Raw genomic sequence first — 18841 nt, 5'->3', positions numbered from 1 at the left:
TCAGATTCTTGGCCCCAACTTCGTTTTAGATAAGCGGGAGCAGAAATATGATTTATCTGGAATTTAGAGGAAACGAAAATTTTTTATATGATGTGCAGGGGCTTGCCATGTCCTTTTATCCACGGGTGGAGGTAAAAGAAATCCATCAGCCGGAGGAAGAGCCAATGCAGTTTGAACCCGGCGACCGGCTCCTGCGTGTGGAGTATCTGGAGAAGGAGGTGCGGGTCAGCCTTTGCCGGGGAGAAGATTCTCCGGTGCTTTCCGGAGTGGAACCGGTGGATTTTTCCAACCGGAAGGAAGCAAAATCGGTTGTGAAGCGGCTGGTCTATGGGATTCTTTCGGAGGATACTGATAAGACGCTTCCCTGGGGAACCTTGACCGGGATCCGGCCCACCAAGATCCCCATGGCGATGCTGGAAGAGGGCGCTTCGGACGGAGCCATTACTTCTTATATGGAGCAGACTTATCTCACCAGCCCGGAAAAAACGGCACTGAGCCTGGAGATTGCAAAACGGGAGCGGGAAGTGTTAAAGGATGTGGATTATCAGAACGGCTACAGCCTTTATATCGGAATCCCGTTTTGTCCAACCACCTGTCTTTACTGTTCCTTTACCTCCTATCCGGTAAAAAAATGGGCGCCGCGCATGGATGAGTATCTGGACGCCTTGTTTAAAGAGATTGATTATACAAGGCTTCAGTTTGCCGGCCGTCCCCTGGACAGCATCTACATCGGAGGAGGGACGCCGACCACCCTGGAGCCGGAGCATCTGGAACGGCTGCTGACTAAGGTGGAGGAAAGCTTTGATCTGTCTCATGTGAAGGAATGGACGGTGGAGGCAGGACGGCCCGACAGCATCACCATGGAGAAATTAAAGGTATTAAAGCGTCATCCGGTGACGCGGATCTCCATCAATCCGCAGACCATGAAGGCAGAGACCTTAAAGATCATCGGAAGGCGTCATACCCCGGAGCAGATCCGGGAAGCGTATGCCATGGCGAGAGAGGCCGGTATGGATAACATCAATATGGATCTGATCATGGGACTGCCGGAGGAAAATCTGGACGATGTGCGCCGCACCATGGAGGAGCTGACGGTTATGGCGCCGGACAGCATTACGGTTCATTCCCTTGCCATCAAGCGGGCTGCAAGGCTCAATACCATGAAGGAGCAGTATGCACACATGAGGTTTGAAAATACGGAAGAGATGATGGATCTGACGGCGGCATACTGCCGGAGGCTGGGACTGGAGCCGTATTATCTTTACCGTCAGAAAAATATGGCAGGGAATTTTGAAAATGTGGGCTATGCCCTGCCCGGAAAGGCCGGAATCTATAACATTCTCATTATGGAAGAAAAGCAGACCATTGTGGCACTGGGCGCCGGCTCCACCACAAAGGCCGTATTTCCCGACGGGAGGATCGAACGGTGCGATAATGTGAAGGATATTGACCAGTATCTGACCCGGATCGACGAAATGATTGACAGAAAACGGAAACTTTTGGCTTGAAAAGCGAAGATGGTTCGTGTATGATAAACAAAGAGTGCCCGGAAGACGGCACAATCTGCCCGGAGCCGTATGGCGCAGGGCAAAGGAGGAAAACTATGGCAATGACGAAAAAGCCGGTAACCGGCATGAAAGATATTCTTCCTGCGGAAATGCAGGTGCGGGATTATGTGATCGGACTGATCCAGGAGACCTATAAGAGCTTTGGCTTTTCTCATATCGAGACTCCCTGTATGGAAAACATCGGAAACCTTTCCAGCAAGCAGGGCGGTGAGAATGAAAAGCTGATCTTTAAGGTGTTAAAGCGGGGCGAGAAGCTTCATATTGCAGAGGCGAAGGAAGAGGCGGATGTGGTAGACTGCGGTATGCGCTATGATCTGACGGTTCCCCTGTCCCGGTATTATTCCAACAACGCTTCGGTGCTTCCGGCACCGTTCAAGGCACTGCAGATGGGCAATGTATGGCGTGCAGACCGTCCCCAGAGAGGGCGTTTCCGTCAGTTCATGCAGTGTGACATTGATATTTTAGGTGACCCCACCTGTCTGGCGGAGATCGAGCTGATGTCCGCAACAACGACCCTGCTCGGCAGACTGGGCTTTAAGGATTTCAAGGTCTGCTTCAATGACCGGCGCGTATTGAAGGCTATGGCGGCATACAGTGGCTTTGAAGAAAAGGATTATGACCAGGTGTTCATTATCCTGGACAAGATGGATAAGATCGGCATGGACGGTGTAGAGGCCGAGCTTCTGGAAAGCGGCTATGAAAAAGCGTCTGTGGAAAAATACATGGGACTGTTTTCCGGCATGGAGGGCAGCGATGATGCTCTTGCATACCTGACCGGCGTGCTGGACGGTGTGATCGCACCGGACGTATTCCCCGGAATGAAAACCATTATTGAGAGTGTAAAGGCAGCGGCCGCCTGTGAATTCAGGCTGGTCTTTGACCCGACTCTTGTACGCGGCATGTCCTACTACACCGGTTCCATCTTTGAAATCAAGATGGAGGAGCTTGGCGGTTCTGTGGCCGGCGGCGGACGGTACGATGAGATGATCGGCCGGTTCACCGGAATGAACACTCCTGCCTGCGGTTTCTCCATCGGGTTTGAGCGGATCATCACGATCCTCATGGAGAAGGGCTTTACCGTTCCTGAACAGGGTCCCAGAAAGGCATATCTGATCGAAAAGGGAATGCCGGTAGAGGGTATGGTAAAGGTGCTCGCCGAAGCAAAGGAAGAACGGGCAGCAGGCGTTCAGGTGCTGGTTGCCAATATGAATAAGAATAAAAAATTCCAGAAGGAGCAGCTTTCCAAGGAGGGCTACACCGAATTCAAGGAATTTTATGCAGAAAGGAAATAAGCCATGTTTCAGTCAAGAACCCATACATGCAACGAACTGCGGCTTGCCAATGCAGGCGAGACCGTAACGCTGGCGGGCTGGTATGAGAATCTGCGCCGTGTCAGCAAGAATTTAGGATTCCTGATCCTCCGCGATTTTTACGGCGAGACCCAGGTGGTCATTGAGACCGAGGAGATGATGGAAACGCTCTCCGGGATCAACAAGGAATCCACGTTATCTGTTACCGGCGTTGTAAGAGAGCGTTCCAGCAAGAATGCAGACCTGCCCACCGGTGAGATCGAAGTAGTTCCCGAAAAAATCGAGGTTCTCGGAAAATGCTATTACAACGCGCTGCCCTTTGAGATTTCCCATTCCAAGGATGCAGACGAGAATGCCCGTCTGAAATACCGTTATCTGGATCTGAGAAATCCGGCAGTGAAAGATAAGATCATTATGCGTTCCCGGATCGTAGCAGAGCTGCGCCGCCGGATGATGGATCTGGATTTCTTTGAGATCACGACTCCCATTCTGACCTGTTCTTCCCCTGAGGGTGCAAGAGATTATCTCGTTCCGGCCAGAAATCATCCCGGAAAGTTCTATGCACTTCCCCAGGCACCTCAGCAGTTCAAGCAGCTTCTGATGGCGTCCGGCTTTGACCGCTATTTCCAGATCGCGCCCTGTTTCCGTGATGAGGATGCGAGAGCAGACCGTTCTCCGGGCGAGTTCTATCAGCTGGATATGGAGATGGCCTTTGCATCCCAGGAGGATGTGTTCGCCATCATCGAGCAGGTACTGCCTCCCGTATTTGAGAAATACGGAACCTACAGCCGTGCATCCAAAGCACCGTTCACCAGAATCTCTTACCGGGATTCCATGGAACGGTTCGGAAGCGACAAGCCGGATCTCCGGATCAAGCTGGAGCTTTCCGAGGCAACTGATGTATTAAAGGACTGCGGCTTTGAGCCGTTTGACGGAGCGGTTATCAAGACTGTGGTATGCCCCGACTTTACCGAAAGCCGGAAGATCATTGATAAGATCTGCGCCGATACGGAGGTGCAGACCGGACGGAAGTGTTACTGGTTCAAGGCCGGTGCAGACGGTACTTTGACCGGAGGAATCTCCAAATTCCTGGCAGAAAAGAAGGATGCCGTATGCGAGGCTCTTGGCTTAAAGGGCGGCGAACTGGTTCTTGCTGCTGCCGGAACGAGAGCAGAAGCACAGAAGACTGCCGGTGCGGCGCGGAAGATCGTGGCAAATTATGCGGAACGCTATATGGATAAGGAATGCTATGAATTCTGCTGGATCGTTGACTTCCCCATGTATGAGATCGGCGAAGAATCCGGCGAGCTGGAATTCTGCCATAATCCCTTCTCCATGCCTCAGGGCGGCAGGAAGGCACTGGAAGAAACGGATCCGCTGGAGATCTATGCTTATCAGTATGACCTGGTATGCAACGGAATCGAGCTTTCCTCCGGAGCCGTAAGAAACCATGATCCGGAGATCATGATCAAGGCGTTTGAGCTGGTTGGCCTCGGTGAGGAGGATGTAAAGGCCAAGTTCCCTGCTATGTATAACGCATTCTGCTACGGTGCACCGCCCCATGCGGGAATTGCTCCCGGCGTAGACCGTATGGTAATGCTTCTGGCCGGTGAGGACAGCATCCGTGAGGTTATTCCGTTCCCCATGAACAAGAATGCCCAGGATATCATGATGGGAGCGCCTGCGGAGGTAAGTGAACAGCAGTTAAAGGATGTTCATATTAAATTGGATGTAAAAAAAGAAGATAACTAATCCCTTTCTGATTTTGACAGGAAACAATTGTCAGCCCTAAACATTCATATGATTTCTTAACAGGAGGAGACGAGATGTATTCATTTGAAGAAGTACGCGCATACGATCCGGAAATTGCGAAGGCCATTGAGGATGAGCTGGGAAGACAGAGAAGCCATCTGGAGCTGATCGCGTCTGAGAACCTGGTAAGCAAGGCCGTGATGTCTGCCATGGGAAGTGTTCTGACCAACAAGTATGCTGAGGGTTATCCAGGAAAACGCTATTACGGCGGCTGTGAGTATGTGGATGTAGTAGAAGACCTTGCGCGTGAGCGTGCGAAAAAACTGTTTGGCTGTGAGTATGTGAATGTACAGCCTCATTCCGGTGCACAGGCAAACATGGCGGTGTTCTTTGCAATGCTGAAGCCGGGCGATACAGTTATGGGTATGAACCTGGCTCATGGCGGACATCTGACACATGGAAGTCCGGTCAATATGTCCGGTGCGTATTTCCATGTTGTTCCTTACGGGGTAACAGACAAGGGTGTGATCGATTATGAAGAGGTGGAACGTCTGGCAAAGGAATGTCGTCCGAAGCTTATCGTGGCAGGTGCCAGTGCCTATGCCCGTGAGATTGACTTCAAGCGGTTCCGTGAGATTGCCGATGAAGTTGGTGCATATCTCATGGTAGATATGGCGCACATTGCCGGTCTGGTGGCAGCAGGACTTCATGTAAGCCCGATCCCCTATGCCCATGTGACAACCACAACCACGCATAAGACACTTCGCGGTCCCCGCGGCGGCATGATCCTCTGCAGCAATGAGATCGAGGAGAAATTCAACTTCAACAAGGCAGTATTCCCCGGAATCCAGGGCGGACCTCTGATGCACGTGATCGCGGCAAAGGCTGTATGCTTTAAGGAGGCGCTGGATCCTTCCTTTACAGAATACATGAAGCAGACGAAGGTTAACGCAGCAAGACTGGCTTCCGAGCTGATGAACCGTGGCTTTGACATTGTTTCCGGCGGTACAGACAACCATCTGATGCTGGTGGATCTCCGCCCTGCAGGCGTAACCGGCAAGGCGGCTGAGAAGCTTCTTGATGCAGCAAACATTACCTGCAACAAGAATGCAATTCCCAATGATCCCGAAAAGCCGTTTGTTACCAGCGGAATCCGTCTCGGTGCACAGGCTGTTACCAGCCGCGGCCTGAAGGAAGAGGATATGGTGACGATCGCAGAAGCCATCCGCCTGGTAATTACTCAGGATGCGGCCAACACCGAAAAGGCAAAGGCCATGGTAAAGACCCTGACCGACCGTTATCCGCTGTACGAATAAGCGGTTAAAAATCAGAATACCGATGATACAGAAACCAGTGTTCCCCCGGAACAGAAACCGGCGGAGCGCTGGTTTTTGTATCGAAATTGTATCAGAAGATTTTCTTAATCCTGTGCCTATTCGGTTGACTTTTGTTTTTTTAGTCGGTATGATATTAATAGCATTTTTGCGCGCACAGATATCGAAATCCTCTCCGAGCAAATTTATTTGCAGAGGAGAGAAATTCGATATCTGTATGGGCAGGGATGCCCATAAGCCGCAGACAGAAGCTGCAAAGCAGCGTCGGAGCGTAGCACCGGTCTGCGGGTTAAGCGCAAAATAGCAGAACAGCCAGAGCGGAAAGATACATCCGAAGAAGGCGGTTCGGAGCAGACAGAAGCTGCAAAGCAGCATCGGAGCGTAGCACCGGTCTGCGGGTTAAGCGCAAAATAGCAGAACAGCCAGAGCGGAAAGATATAAAAGATATATCTGAAGAAGGCGGTTCGGAGCAGACAGAAGCTGCAAAGCAGAGTCGGAGCGCAGCACCGATCTGTGTAGCGCGTGCGTATTTTAATTGGAAAAGAACATGGAAAACGGTTCAGGATAGAAGGAGATTATATGAAAACACATACAAAACGAGTTCTTTTAATAAGTCTTGTCTGCTGTCTTTTGGCAGCCTGCCTGGGGCTTTCGGCCTTGGCAACGGGCGGCACCGCAGATGCAACTCTGAGCAGCCTGGAGGTTTCACCGGGAACACTGACACCGGCGTTCTCGTCCAATGTATATGAATATCAGGTAGAGGTCGGAGCAGACTGTGATAAACTGCTGGTAAGTGGAAAGACTACTGACAGCGGTGCCAAGATGGTGATTGCCGGAAATGACGGACTGAAGGCCGGAAGCAATGCGGTCATCGTTAATGTGACAGCGGCAGATGGTGTAACCAAAGCAAAATATACCATTACCGTTATTCGCGGATCTGAGCAGAGCGAGTCGGGATCCCAGCCGGCACAGGCTGACTCGACCCAGCCGGCACAGAACTCTTCCGGTGAATCCATCGGAAATTCGCCTTTGTCCGGGCCGAATCTCAGCGGAAGCCAGGCTTCCGGAAGCACGGAAGGCCAGCAGACTGACCAGGCAACAACGGCATCCAGCGGAACTGTGACCAGTGCAGGAAAGACGTATACGCTTTCCGAACCGGCAGAAGGACTTGTTCCTTCCGGATTCATTGCTGTGGATGTGACCATCGGTGATCAGACGGTGAAGGGCTGGCGCTTCAGCGACTCGGAGGCAGAGGGATTCTATCTCCTTTACGGAACCGATGAAGCCGGGAAGACCACATTTTATATTTATGATTCCACCGAAGGAACGGTCATTACAGCACCGGAGGGCATCCTGACCATGAACCAGGAGAGCCAGATCTCCCAGAATCAGTTAAAAACAGCACAGACCAGCTATCAGAAACGGCTGCAGTTCCGCCTTTATATCATTATTGCACTGGCAGTTCTGTGTTTTATCCTGCTGATCGCACTGACAGCTTCTGTGACCGGACATAAACATGGAAAAGAGACGGCGGAAGTATTTGATGAGCCGGAGGAGGAAGTGTCACATCCGGTGGCAGCAAGAGAACGTGCGCGCCGTGCGTATGAGCTGGATGAAGAATACGAAGAAGAGGAAGAGGACTTCTATGCGGACGGTGACGAAGACGAACGTAATTATCATGTGAGCATCGATGAACCGGAGCACGAAGACGTACAGGATGACTTTGCCGGAGAAGCAGAGTACGAAGATGAGGCGGACGAGTTTGCCGGAGAACCGGAGTACGAGGATGAGGCAGATGGGTTTGCCGGAGAGCCGGAGTACGAAGACGAGGCAGATGAGTTTGCCGGAGAGCTGGAAGATGTAGAAAATCTGGAACTTTTTGATGAAGAACCAGGATATGAGGAAGAACCGAAGGATATTGAAATTTCTCAGAAACCGACAGCACCGGTGCAGGCGGAAAAAACCATAAGGAAACAGGAAGTATCGATGGCAGCCCCGAAACAGGAGAAACTGTCAGAGAGTGCTCAGGATGACGATTTAGAACTGATCGATCTGGATTTAGATCTGGATGACAATCTGAATGAAGCGGAAGCAGAACCGGAGTTTGAGGATATTCCGGCGCTGGAAGAGGATGATCTGGAAGAGGATGATCCGGAAGAAGATGATCTGGAAGAAGATGATCGGAAAGAAGATCTGTCGGAGGATGATTTCGATGTAGATCTGGAGGACCTTGTTCTGGAAAACCTGGATCTGGGAGACGATGTGCCGACAGAAGCGAACGCTGAGCCAGCCGCAGCGGAACCGACGGCTGCCGAGCCGGAATACGAAGAGGAATCGGAAGAACCGGCGGAGGCTTCGAAGGCGGAGGATGATCTGGATGCGGATTTTGACCTGCTGGAGGCACTGCTTTCGGATTCCGTAAGAAGCGGAAAGCCGGAAGGAAAAGACAGCATTGTGAACCGGGCCGCCAGACAGGCCGGCCGGAAAGAGCAGCACAGTGAGGAAGAAGCACCGGTGAATCCTGTGAGAGAGCTGAAGCGGAAGAAATAGGAGATAAGGCCGCCGGGATACTTCAGAAAAAGGATAGATTACGGTATCCTTAATCATATCAAGCGTGGTTAACGCCGCCGTCCTTGCCCATGTATGGCATTGGCACATATTTGAGTTGCCGCTGTCATACATGGAAAATGGATCGGCGGCTGTTCTTTTTGATAAGAAAGAATATGTTCACGAAATGAGCATTTTCGGAAAAAGACAGGTGCTAAGAGGGCAGCGGAGAGATACAGTCTGTCTACGGCAGATAGGTATCTGTGCAGAGGCACGAAAGGCAGATCTTTGTGTTGACATTTCTGCCTCCGGGTGCTATGATGATACAGAACACTGATATGCGTTAATGCAAACACACTTCAACGCGCGAAAGAATAAGGGGAGAAACGATCATGACATCAAGAAAGGGAAACTTAATGGGCGTCCGCGGAGATCTGAAGGTACTGGACGCAACGATCCGTGACGGAGGACTGTGCAATAATTTTGATTTTACCGATGAGTTCGTAACAGAGCTTTATAAAACGAATATTAAAAGCGGCGTTGATTATATGGAGTTTGGCTATAAGGCGAGCAGAGAACTGTTCAGTGAGAAGGACTTTGGAAAGTGGAAGTTCTGTAAGGAAGAGGATATCCGCGCCATTGTCGGTGATAATATTTCCGATATGAAAATCTCGGTTATGGCAGATGTGGGGCGCTGTGATTTTAAAAAGGATTTTCTTCCGAGAAGCGAAAGCGTCATTGATATGGTACGGGTGGCATGCTACATCCATCAGATGCCGGCGGCGATTGAAATGATCGAATATCTTCATAATCTGGGATACGAAACCTGCTGCAATATCATGGCAGTTTCTCAGGTCAATGGAAATCAGCTGGAGGAGGCGCTGGAGATGCTGGTGACATCCAGCGTGGATGTGATCTACCTGGTGGACAGCTATGGATCTCTGTATCCGGAAAATGCTTCGGATCTGGCGCAGTTATACCTTCGCTATGCGGAGAAAGCCGGAAAGCAGGTTGGATTCCATGGTCATAATAATCAGAATCTGGCTTTTGCCAATACCATTGATACCATGTCACGCGGAATCTCCTACCTGGATGCAACGGCCATGGGAATGGGACGTGGCGCCGGAAATTGTGCCATGGAGCTGCTGCTGGGCTTTTTGAAGAATCCCAAGTATAACCTGTACAGCCTTTTGAATTTTATTGAGAAGTACATGCTTCCGCTTCATGAGACTGTGACCTGGGGCTATGATCTTCAGTATATGTTTACCGGTCAGCTGAACCGTCATCCGAGAGAGGCCATTGCATTTACCGAGGAGAAGAGGAAGGATTACTGCGAATTCTATAAGTCGCTGCTGGATAATTTCTAAACGAAGAAGCAGCCTGTAAAAACAGATTTCAAAAAGCAGAAAATCATATCATAAAGAGATGAAGAAGAGTTCCCGTGTATGAAATAGGGGACTCTTTTCTTCTTTCATAGGAAAGCTCGTCCTATGAAAGAAAAGAAAATTCGGGTGGAAAGCTCGCATACGCCCTTGCAAAATCGCTGGCATCATCAAAAAGAACATAAGTTCGAAATTTCTGCTTGCATTTCTCCTTAAACTGTGCTATCATAAATAGCACAAATACGACGAAAGAGGCGGAATATCATGTTGATCAATCTTGATTTTAAAAGTGATGAGGCGCTGTATATCCAGCTTCGCAACCAGATCATTCTGGCAATTGCGACAGATACGCTCCATGAGGGAGATCCCCTTCCTTCTGTAAGGAATCTGGCGGATGATATCGGCATCAATATGCACACGGTAAATAAAGCATATACTGTATTAAAGCAGGAGGGCTTTGTGAAGCTGGACCGCCGCAAGGGCGCAGTGATCGCCGTTGATTTTGACAAAATGGAGGTTATGCAGGAGCTGATGGAGGACATGGAAGTGCTTCTTGCCAAGGCAACCTGCCGGAATATATCCAGAGAAGAGATCCATCAGATGGTAGATACCATGATGGATCAGTTTGAGGGAATTGAAGGAATCTGAGAGATTGCTCAGAGGAGGATAGAATGATGTTGTGTGAGAAATGCAGGACACGGGAAGCGAATATTCGCTATACCGAGGTGATCAATGGCATAAAGACGGAGCATAATCTTTGCAGTCAATGTGCCAGAGAAATGGATTTTGGCCATTATTCGGCCATGTTTGATACGGATTATCCCATCGGAAAGCTGTTGTCCGATCTCTTCGGTCTGACCGGGGAGGAAACGGAACAGGAGGATGCGGGGCTGGATCAGGTCGTATGTCCCACCTGCCATACGGCATACAGCGATTTTGTGAAGAACAGCCGGTTCGGCTGTCCGGACTGTTACGGGGTCTTTGATCTGCTCATGAGTGAGAACATTAAGAGAATCCAGGGCAGTGTGAATCATAAAGGAAAGCATCCGCGGTTCCATTACGAGAACGAATTTGGTACGGAGAGGAAAGCTTCCGGTGCGGAAAACAACGCAGTGGAAAAAACTGGCTGGAATCCAGAGGATGCAGAACGGGAAGAGAAACTGGCGGTTTTGAAATCCAAGCTTCAGGAGGCAATCCTGGAAGAAGAATATGAGCAGGCAGCGAAGTACCGTGATGAGATCCGGGAGTTGAAAGAAAGGACGGAGAAGCATGCTTAAATGGTATCAGAAAACGGAAGAAAGCCATGATGTCTTTGTGGCAGAGCGTGTCCGTCTGGTGAGAAATCTGGCTCATGAGCCCTTTCCGGTGAAGCTTTCCGAGGAAGAGGGGAAGGCGTTGCTTGGACGGATGGAGCGCGGTATGGAAACGCTTCGGGATGAAACAGGCGCGGCCTTTTCGGTGCTGGAAATGCCGGAGCTGGGAGATACAGAAAAGCAGGCCTTAAAGGAACGCCGTGCCATCAATGGTGCCGGAGCCGTGAAGAAAGGGCCGGAGCGGCTGCTCCTTTCGGACGATGAAAGCGAAAGCCTTTTATTAAACGGGGAGGATCATATCCGGATCCAGTGTATCGGAAGCGGAACCGGGCTGGAAGCACTGTGGAAAGAAGCAGACCGGCTGGATGATGCGGTTAATGAACAGTTTCCCTATGCATTCCATGAGAAATACGGTTATCTGACTGCATATCCGACCAATGTGGGAACGGGACTGCGTGCCGGTGTGACCCTGCATCTGCCGCTGTTGTCCGTGGGGAAGCAGTTCGGAAAGCTGGTCAATGAGATTGGACGGTTTGGTGTCAGTGTCCGTGGCCTGTACGGTGACGGAGCGGAAAATTATGGAGCGCTCTATGAGGTTTCCAATCAGAAGACTCTGGGTGTCAGTGAAGCTGAGATTCTGTCGCTGGTACAGCAGATGGCAGACCGCCTGGCAGGCAATGAACGGAAAATGAAGACCATGACCCTGAAAAACCATCGCCTGGATATGGAGGACGAGGTATTTAAATCCTATGGGGTATTGAAATATGCAAAAAAGCTCAGCGTGAAGGAGGCCATGATCTATTTATCTCAGGTGCGTGTCGGTGAGATGGAGGGGCTTCTGGAGTTTCGCTCACCTATGAATTTCTACGGACTGATGCTGGAAATCCAGCAGGCGAATCTGGAGCTTCTGGCTCCGGAGGCAGATCGGGGAGATCTGAAAAAGGCACGGGCGGATCATATCAGAAAACGGCTGCCGGAACTGGTTTAGCCGACAGAGGAGGAATTATGTATAACAATCGATTTTCCAATAAAGCGGAGGAGGCTCTCCGCCAGGCGGCTGCTGCCGCCAGTGCTTTAGGTCAGGTATACGTGGGAACGGAGCATATTCTGGTGGGGCTTTTGCAGGAGGGAACCAGCGCCGCCGCACAGATCCTGGAAAACCATGGCGCGAGCCGGGAGCGGGTGCTGGCGTTGATCCGCCAGCTCATTGCACCGGAGTCGCCAGTCCGGGTAGCGGACCGGAGCAGATATTCGCCGAGAGCGGAGCGTGTTCTGGAAAACAGCTATAAGGAGGCCGTGCAGTTTAAGGCATCGCTGATTGGGACGGAGCATATCCTGATCGCGTTGTTAAAGGATCAGGAGTGTTCGGCTGCGAAGCTTCTTGGAACCATGAACATCAATATCCAACGCCTGTATGTGGATATTCTGACCTCCATGGGAGCCGATGCCTCCCAGTATAAAGAGGAGCTGAATGGAAAGCGGAAACGGGAACGGACAGCAACACCGACCCTTGACGAGTACAGCCGGGATCTGACGGCCCTTGCAAAAGAGGGAAGACTGGATCCGGTCATCGGCAGAGAACATGAGATCGAGCGGGTGATCCAGATCCTCAGCCGGAGAACGAAAAACAATCCCTGTCTCATCGGAGAACCTGGCGTCGGTAAAACAGCCATTGCAGAGGGACTGGCGGCAAAGATCGTGGAGGGCAATGTGCCCGATACGGTACAGACTAAGCGGCTGGTGACGCTGGATCTTTCCGGCATGGTTGCCGGTTCCAAGTATCGTGGTGAGTTTGAAGAACGGATCAAAAATGTATTAAAAGAAGTCCGGGCAGATGGGAATGTCCTGCTGTTCATTGATGAAATCCATACCATCATCGGAGCCGGAGGAGCTGAGGGAGCCATTGATGCCTCCAATATTTTAAAGCCCTCCCTGGCACGGGGGGAGATTCAGCTCATCGGTGCGACCACGGTGGACGAGTATCGGAAGCACATTGAAAAGGATGCGGCGCTGGAGCGCCGGTTCCAGCCGGTGACAGTGGAGGAGCCTTCGGAGGAGGAAGCCATCGCCATCTTAAACGGCTTAAAGGGAAAATATGAGGAACATCACCACGTTACCATTACGAAGGACGCGGTGGATGCAGCTGTCAAGCTGTCAGCGCGCTATATCAATGACCGGTTCCTTCCGGATAAGGCCATCGATCTGATCGATGAGGCGGCCTCCAAGGTACGCTTAACCACCTATGCCCAGCCGGAAGAGGTCCACAAATTAGAAGAGGACTGCAAAAAGCTGGAGGAACAGAAGGTAGCAGCGATCCAGGCGGAGGAATATGAAAAGGCCGGAGAAATTAAGAAAAAGCAGGAGAAGAAGCGGGAACGCCGGGAAAAGCTTCTGGCAAAGTGGGAGCGGGAAAAGAGCAGTAAAAAGCTCTATGTGACGGAAAACCAGATTGCAGATGTGGTATCCGGCTGGACCAAGATCCCGGTTCAGAAGCTTTCGGAAGGGGAAGCAGAGCGTCTGCGCCGTCTGGAGGGAATTCTCCATGAGCGGGTCATTGGGCAGGATGAGGCAGTGACTGCCGTTTCCAAGGCAATCCGCCGGGGCCGGGTAGGACTAAAGGATCCCAGGCGTCCGATCGGATCATTCCTGTTTTTAGGACCTACCGGTGTGGGAAAAACGGAGCTTTCCAAGGCACTGGCAGAAGCCATGTTCGGGAGTGAGAATGCCATGATCCGGGTCGATATGTCTGAGTACATGGAGAAGCACAGTGTTTCCAGGATCGTCGGTTCTCCGCCCGGATACGTGGGATATGAAGAAGGCGGCCAGCTCAGCGAAAAGGTACGGCGGAATCCGTATTCGGTAATTCTCTTTGATGAGATCGAGAAAGCGCATCCGGATGTATTCAATATTCTCCTGCAGGTGCTGGATGACGGTCATATCACTGATGCCCAGGGGCGAAAAATCGATTTCAAGAATACGATCCTTATCATGACCTCCAATGCGGGGGCATCGCGGATCATCGAGCCGAAAAAACTGGGCTTCGGAAGTGTCAGCACAGAAGAACAGGATTATCAGTATATGAAGGATGGCGTCATGGAGGAGGTTCGCCGGATTTTCAAGCCGGAGTTTTTAAACCGGATTGATGAGACCATCGTGTTCCATGCTCTGACAAAGGACGATATGGGAGCTATTGTGGATATTATGATGAAGAGCCTCGGCGAGCGGACAAAATCTCAGATGGGAATCAGCCTGGTACTGGAGGAAAGCGGAAAGAGCTTCCTGATCGACAAGGGATATGACCAGAAATACGGTGCAAGACCGCTGCGGCGGACGATCCAGAGTGAGGTGGAGGACCGTCTGGCGGAAGCAATTCTGGATGGATCGATAAAGAAAGGAAGCACTGTGCGGATTCAGGCGGCGGACGGAAAGCTGGAATTCCTGGAATAAGTTTTTGTAACTTTCTGGCTAAATAGCTGGAAAAAAGGCGGATTATATACTATAATAAAAACACGGTTTAAGCGGCGGCAGGCGAACGCTATCTGGTTTTAGAAAGAAAAAATGTGTCTGCCACGACAGGATACAACGATATAGCAGGAGGGCGAAGACGTGCCAGTCATCAAAGAACTTATCAGAACAGAGAACAACGGAACCATCAGCTTCGGCGATTATACCCTTGCCGTAAAATCCAAGCTTCAGGATTATGAGTTTGACGGCGATTATTATAAGGTGAAGACGTTTAACGAGATCACAAAGCTTGAGCGGAACGGGATGTTCGTATATGAATCCGTTCCCGGAACAGCGGTAGAGCAGTTCCGGGCAGATGAGACCGGAGTCTCGTTTAAAGTAGAGGGAACGAAAGATACCCAGATTACTCTGGAACTTCAGGATGATACGGAGTACGATGTGAAGATCGGGGACGAGGATGCCGGTGTGATGAAAACAAACATGGGCGGAAAGGTGACCCTGAGTGTAGAGCTTTCCGACGGAGCAGCTGTTCCGGTGGAGATCCGCAAACGATAAAACGGCAGGCGCCGGATATGAGCCGCCGCAGTGAATGCTGCGGCGGCTTGTGTATTTCAGGGGAACCGATTTCTTTGGAAAGGAAGAATGGCATGGCGAAAGCGAAAACGACAGGCTTTTTCTGTAAAGAATGTGGATATGAGACTTCAAAATGGCTGGGGCAGTGCCCCGGCTGCAAGGCGTGGAATACGCTGGTGGAAGCGCCGCTGGTGAAGGCGCAGGCAAAGCGGGGGCTTGGAGCTGTCCATGCAGGTGTGGGACTTCCTGCCATGGATGCCGGTGTGCCGAAAAAGCTGTCGGAGATCCGTTCCCATTCGGAGGAACGGATCAGCACCGGAATGGAGGAGCTGGACCGTGTCCTTGGAGGAGGACTGGTAGGTGGATCTCTGATCTTAGTAGGCGGTGATCCGGGAATCGGAAAATCCACATTGCTATTACAGGTTTGTCGGAATCTGGCGGCAGAGGGCCATAAGGTACTCTATATTTCCGGAGAGGAATCGCTGACACAGATCAAGCTCCGGGCTGACCGGTTGGGAAGCTTCACCGGAGAGCTTTCGTTTCTGTGTGAGACAAACCTGGATCTTATTTCCGGTGTTATTGAAACGGAAAAGCCGGAAACGGTGGTGATCGACTCGATCCAGACCATGTATCGGGACAGTACCGATTCGGCGCCAGGGAGCGTCGGACAGGTGAGGGAGTCCACCAACGCCTTTCTGCAGCTTGCCAAGGGGAACAATGTGACAATCATTCTGGTGGGACATGTAACAAAAGAGGGAACCGTTGCCGGGCCGCGGATGCTGGAGCATATGGTGGATACAGTGCTTTATTTTGAGGGTGAACGGAGTGCGTCCTACCGGATCCTGCGTGGAGTGAAAAACCGGTTCGGTTCCACCAACGAGATCGGTGTGTTTGAAATGCGGGAGGAGGGGCTTGTCCAGGTGGCAAATCCGTCGGAATATATGCTGGAAGGAAAGCCGGAGGGCGCTTCCGGGTCAGTGACAGCTTGTTCTATGGAAGGCACCAGACCGGTGCTTCTGGAGATCCAGGCGCTGGTCTGCCGGACCAATTTTGGCCTGCCGAGACGGACAGCCGCCGGAACAGACTACAATCGGGTAAATCTGTTGATCGCTGTGCTGGAAAAGAGGGCAGGGCTTCATCTGTCAGACTGTGATGCTTATGTGAATATTGCCGGCGGGATCCGGGTCAATGAACCATCTCTGGATCTTGGCATTGTCATGGCGCTGGCCTCCAGCTATCGGGATGTTCCCATCGATGATAAGATGATGGTGTTCGGAGAGGTGGGGCTTTCGGGAGAAGTTCGTGCGGTAAGTATGGCGGAAAAGCGGGTGCAGGAGGCAGCAAAGCTGGGATTTACGTCCTGTATGCTGCCCAGGGTGTGCCTGAACAAAATGAACCAGACTCAGAACGGAATCCGGCTTATCGGTGTGGGAAATGTGGGAGAAGCGATTGCGGTGATCCGCAGATAATGGGACGGAGGAGAAACTATGAATCAGTACAGATGTATTGCACTTGATCTTGACGGGACGCTTTTGAATGCTCAGGGAAAGCTGAGCGTGTATGCCAGAGAAACCCTGGAAGCAGCCATTGCGGCGGGAATCCATGTAGTAGTTGCCAGCGGACGGGCTTACGATACGCTTCCGGCGTCCGTGCTGGAGATCCCCGGGATCGAATATGCTATCACGTCCAACGGAGCGGCAGTGTATCGCGTCTCGGATGCTTCCTGCCTCTGTGTCCACAAATTACAGAAAGAGGCAGTACAGCAGATTCTGGAGATTGCCGAAAACGAACTGAAGACTCCGGTGTTTGAGGCATTTGTGGATGGAATTGCCTATGGAGCGGCTGATTATGTAAAGCACCCGGAGCATTATGAAGCTGATTCACGGGCCGTTGCCTATATCCGTGCCACCAGAAAACCATGCGAGGATTTTGAAGCATTTCTGGAGGAACACCTGGAACATCTGGACAGCCTGGATCTGGTGATCTCCGATCCCGATGCGAAAAGGCGGCTTTGGGAACGGTTGGAGAGGGAGGTTTCTCATGTATATATAACAGCTTCTGTGCCGCGATTACTGGAGATTTCCGATGAAAAATCCGGAAAGGCACAGGCTCTGGCCTATGTGCTGGATCGGCTTGGTGTCTCAAAAACGGAGACAGCTGCCTTCGGAAATGCCGATAACGATGCGGATATGCTGGAGTTCGCCGGCTGTGGAGTAGCGGTCGCTAATGCAACAGAGAAATGCCTGAGGACAGCCAGCCGTGTGACGGAGTCGAACGAAGAGGACGGAGCGGCAAAAGAGATAAGAAGACTGCTTGGAATATAAATCTTGATGTCTGGAAACAAAGAAGAATGCTGGCAGATCGGAATAAATGAACAAAAGACTGGACTCCCGGAGAGTAACCAGTCTTTTGGATTTTAGGAGAATGTGCGGATACAAAGGAGTCGCACGGCAGTGTTTATGCCTCCGGCAGCTCCACCAATGCACAGCAGTTGGGCTGATCAATCTTGATCGGCGGCGTGTGCATATAAAAATAATTCTTTTCCGGTACCCAGGTAAAGAAGGTCATGGTTCCTGTCTCATGGTTGACCGAGTAGAGATACTTTCCGCCGGGGAACATACCGATGTCTTTGGGATATTCACCACTGACGGGGAGAACCACACGCTGGGACAGAAGCCCGGTCTTTTCATCCCGGTCAAAGATCCCGATGCTGTTGTCTCCGGCGTTGGAGCAGAGCAGAAGCTTTCCGTCTGGAGAAAACCGCAGGGCAGAAGCCGAGTTTACGTTGCTGTGCTTCCTGCCGAGGGTGGAAACGGTCTGAAGCGGTTCAAAACAGGGCAGGCCGTTCTTCTCCTGATAGGAATAGACGGTAATATAGTTTTTCAGCTCACAGATCACATACATGAACCGGCCATCAGGCGAAAAACGTAAGAATCGGGGGGCTGATTCCAGTTCACAGCGAACCACATCGGCCAGTTTTAACGTGCCCAGTTCTTTATTGAAGTGGAAGACCTTGATCTGGTCAATTCCAAGATCGGCAACACAGAGAAATTTTTCATCCGGCGTTAACCGGGAGCAGCTGATATGGGGGCGGAAATTTCGTTCGGCAATGCTGCCGATGCCTTTATCGTAAAAGTTATCGGTGATGCTGCCGACGCTGCCATCCTCGTTCATGCGGAGAACCGTTACCTTTCCGTCATGATAGCCGGACACAAATACAAAGCTTTTATCCCGGTTGGTGGAAATATGGCAGCCGCGCATTCCGCGGATTGTTGCGGTACCAAGAGGCTCCAGGCTTCCATCAGGATTGATTCGAAAGCTTAAAATTCCCTCATCTACGATGGAATAAAGGTGGGTGTTGTCCTGGGAAGCAGAGACATAGGAGGCGTTGTTGGCATCGATTTCGCCGCGCCGGGTCATGGTGCCCTTTTCCGGGTCAACGTCCAGAATGGTAATGCCCTTGCTGTTTCCGATATAAGTATAAGAACCAACGTATGCTGTATATTTTTTCATGAAAAGAAACCCTCCGATCAGATGGTTTTAAATATCTTAAAATATCATAGCATAAGGAACGTGGATTGTTAAGTCCTGTCTGTC

Annotated in this window: 14 protein-coding genes; 13 read left to right on the top strand and 1 reads right to left on the bottom strand. The window is 51.1% G+C overall.

Features of this window, described 5'->3' with window-relative positions:
- Window positions 1-47 precede the first annotated feature (47 nt).
- The 13 genes from hemZ to ACTQ3K_RS06545 all read left to right on the top strand — a co-directional run bounded on the left by hemZ (window position 48) and on the right by ACTQ3K_RS06545 (window position 17568).
- On the top strand, window positions 48-1508 hold the full coding sequence (gene hemZ / locus ACTQ3K_RS06605) for a coproporphyrinogen dehydrogenase HemZ (protein ID WP_441566723.1): 1461 nt from the start codon (window positions 48-50) through the stop codon (window positions 1506-1508).
- A gap of 95 nt (window positions 1509-1603) precedes the next feature.
- On the top strand, window positions 1604-2860 hold the full coding sequence (gene hisS / locus ACTQ3K_RS06600) for a histidine--tRNA ligase (protein WP_441566725.1): 1257 nt from the start codon (window positions 1604-1606) through the stop codon (window positions 2858-2860).
- 3 nt (window positions 2861-2863) lie between these two features.
- Window positions 2864-4630: an aspartate--tRNA ligase gene (gene aspS, locus ACTQ3K_RS06595; protein WP_441566727.1), complete on the top strand. Its 1767-nt coding sequence runs from the start codon at window positions 2864-2866 to the stop codon at window positions 4628-4630.
- Between the two features lie 74 nt (window positions 4631-4704).
- Window positions 4705-5946: a serine hydroxymethyltransferase gene (gene glyA / locus ACTQ3K_RS06590; RefSeq protein WP_441566729.1), complete on the top strand. Its 1242-nt coding sequence runs from the start codon at window positions 4705-4707 to the stop codon at window positions 5944-5946.
- A 597-nt stretch (window positions 5947-6543) separates the two neighbouring features.
- The gene (locus ACTQ3K_RS06585; protein ID WP_441566731.1) at window positions 6544-8514 is read left to right on the top strand and encodes a cadherin-like beta sandwich domain-containing protein; all 1971 of its coding nucleotides are present in this window, start codon (window positions 6544-6546) and stop codon (window positions 8512-8514) included.
- Between the two features lie 389 nt (window positions 8515-8903).
- Window positions 8904-9878 (top strand): aldolase catalytic domain-containing protein, encoded by a 975-nt coding sequence (locus ACTQ3K_RS06580; protein WP_441566733.1) that lies wholly within the window; start codon window positions 8904-8906, stop codon window positions 9876-9878.
- 279 nt (window positions 9879-10157) lie between these two features.
- Window positions 10158-10541 (top strand): GntR family transcriptional regulator, encoded by a 384-nt coding sequence (locus ACTQ3K_RS06575; protein WP_441566735.1) that lies wholly within the window; start codon window positions 10158-10160, stop codon window positions 10539-10541.
- Window positions 10542-10567: 26 nt separating this feature from the next.
- Window positions 10568-11170 (top strand): UvrB/UvrC motif-containing protein, encoded by a 603-nt coding sequence (locus ACTQ3K_RS06570; protein WP_441566861.1) that lies wholly within the window; start codon window positions 10568-10570, stop codon window positions 11168-11170.
- On the top strand, window positions 11163-12194 hold the full coding sequence (locus ACTQ3K_RS06565) for an ATP--guanido phosphotransferase (protein WP_441566737.1): 1032 nt from the start codon (window positions 11163-11165) through the stop codon (window positions 12192-12194). Before ACTQ3K_RS06570 ends, ACTQ3K_RS06565 begins: the two co-directional genes overlap by 8 nt.
- Window positions 12195-12211: 17 nt before the next feature.
- Window positions 12212-14653, top strand: a complete 2442-nt coding sequence (locus tag ACTQ3K_RS06560) for an ATP-dependent Clp protease ATP-binding subunit (protein ID WP_441566739.1) — start codon at window positions 12212-12214, stop codon at window positions 14651-14653.
- Between the two features lie 159 nt (window positions 14654-14812).
- On the top strand, window positions 14813-15226 hold the full coding sequence (locus ACTQ3K_RS06555) for an endosialidase (protein WP_441566741.1): 414 nt from the start codon (window positions 14813-14815) through the stop codon (window positions 15224-15226).
- A gap of 92 nt (window positions 15227-15318) precedes the next feature.
- A complete protein-coding gene (radA, locus tag ACTQ3K_RS06550) occupies window positions 15319-16713 on the top strand; it encodes a DNA repair protein RadA (RefSeq protein WP_441566743.1) in 1395 nt (464 codons plus the stop codon).
- Between the two features lie 18 nt (window positions 16714-16731).
- Window positions 16732-17568 carry an HAD family hydrolase gene (locus ACTQ3K_RS06545; RefSeq protein ID WP_441566745.1) on the top strand — a complete coding sequence of 279 codons (837 nt, stop codon included), beginning with the start codon at window positions 16732-16734 and terminating at the stop codon, window positions 17566-17568.
- Between the two features lie 133 nt (window positions 17569-17701).
- Here ACTQ3K_RS06545 and ACTQ3K_RS06540 read toward each other — a convergent pair whose 3' ends face one another.
- On the bottom strand, window positions 17702-18757 hold the full coding sequence (locus ACTQ3K_RS06540; RefSeq protein ID WP_441566747.1) for a lactonase family protein: 1056 nt from the start codon (window positions 18755-18757) through the stop codon (window positions 17702-17704).
- Between the last annotated feature and the right edge of the window lie 84 nt (window positions 18758-18841).

This window comes from Candidatus Paralachnospira sp. LCP21S3_A2 (assembly GCF_052118925.1).
In the GTDB taxonomy this organism is placed as follows: domain Bacteria; phylum Bacillota; class Clostridia; order Lachnospirales; family Lachnospiraceae; genus Lientehia.
This window is presented reverse-complemented; position numbering and strand designations above follow the sequence as displayed.

Coding starts and splice junctions, on each gene's coding strand:
- hemZ (WP_441566723.1), top strand. CDS start 48: ATGATTTATCTGGAATTTAGAGGAAACGAAAATTTTTTATATGATGTG.
- hisS (WP_441566725.1), top strand. CDS start 1,604: ATGGCAATGACGAAAAAGCCGGTAACCGGCATGAAAGATATTCTTCCT.
- aspS (WP_441566727.1), top strand. CDS start 2,864: ATGTTTCAGTCAAGAACCCATACATGCAACGAACTGCGGCTTGCCAAT.
- glyA (WP_441566729.1), top strand. CDS start 4,705: ATGTATTCATTTGAAGAAGTACGCGCATACGATCCGGAAATTGCGAAG.
- ACTQ3K_RS06585 (WP_441566731.1), top strand. CDS start 6,544: ATGAAAACACATACAAAACGAGTTCTTTTAATAAGTCTTGTCTGCTGT.
- ACTQ3K_RS06580 (WP_441566733.1), top strand. CDS start 8,904: ATGACATCAAGAAAGGGAAACTTAATGGGCGTCCGCGGAGATCTGAAG.
- ACTQ3K_RS06575 (WP_441566735.1), top strand. CDS start 10,158: ATGTTGATCAATCTTGATTTTAAAAGTGATGAGGCGCTGTATATCCAG.
- ACTQ3K_RS06570 (WP_441566861.1), top strand. CDS start 10,568: ATGTTGTGTGAGAAATGCAGGACACGGGAAGCGAATATTCGCTATACC.
- ACTQ3K_RS06565 (WP_441566737.1), top strand. CDS start 11,163: ATGCTTAAATGGTATCAGAAAACGGAAGAAAGCCATGATGTCTTTGTG.
- ACTQ3K_RS06560 (WP_441566739.1), top strand. CDS start 12,212: ATGTATAACAATCGATTTTCCAATAAAGCGGAGGAGGCTCTCCGCCAG.
- radA (WP_441566743.1), top strand. CDS start 15,319: ATGGCGAAAGCGAAAACGACAGGCTTTTTCTGTAAAGAATGTGGATAT.
- ACTQ3K_RS06545 (WP_441566745.1), top strand. CDS start 16,732: ATGAATCAGTACAGATGTATTGCACTTGATCTTGACGGGACGCTTTTG.
- ACTQ3K_RS06540 (WP_441566747.1), bottom strand. CDS start 18,757: ATGAAAAAATATACAGCATACGTTGGTTCTTATACTTATATCGGAAAC.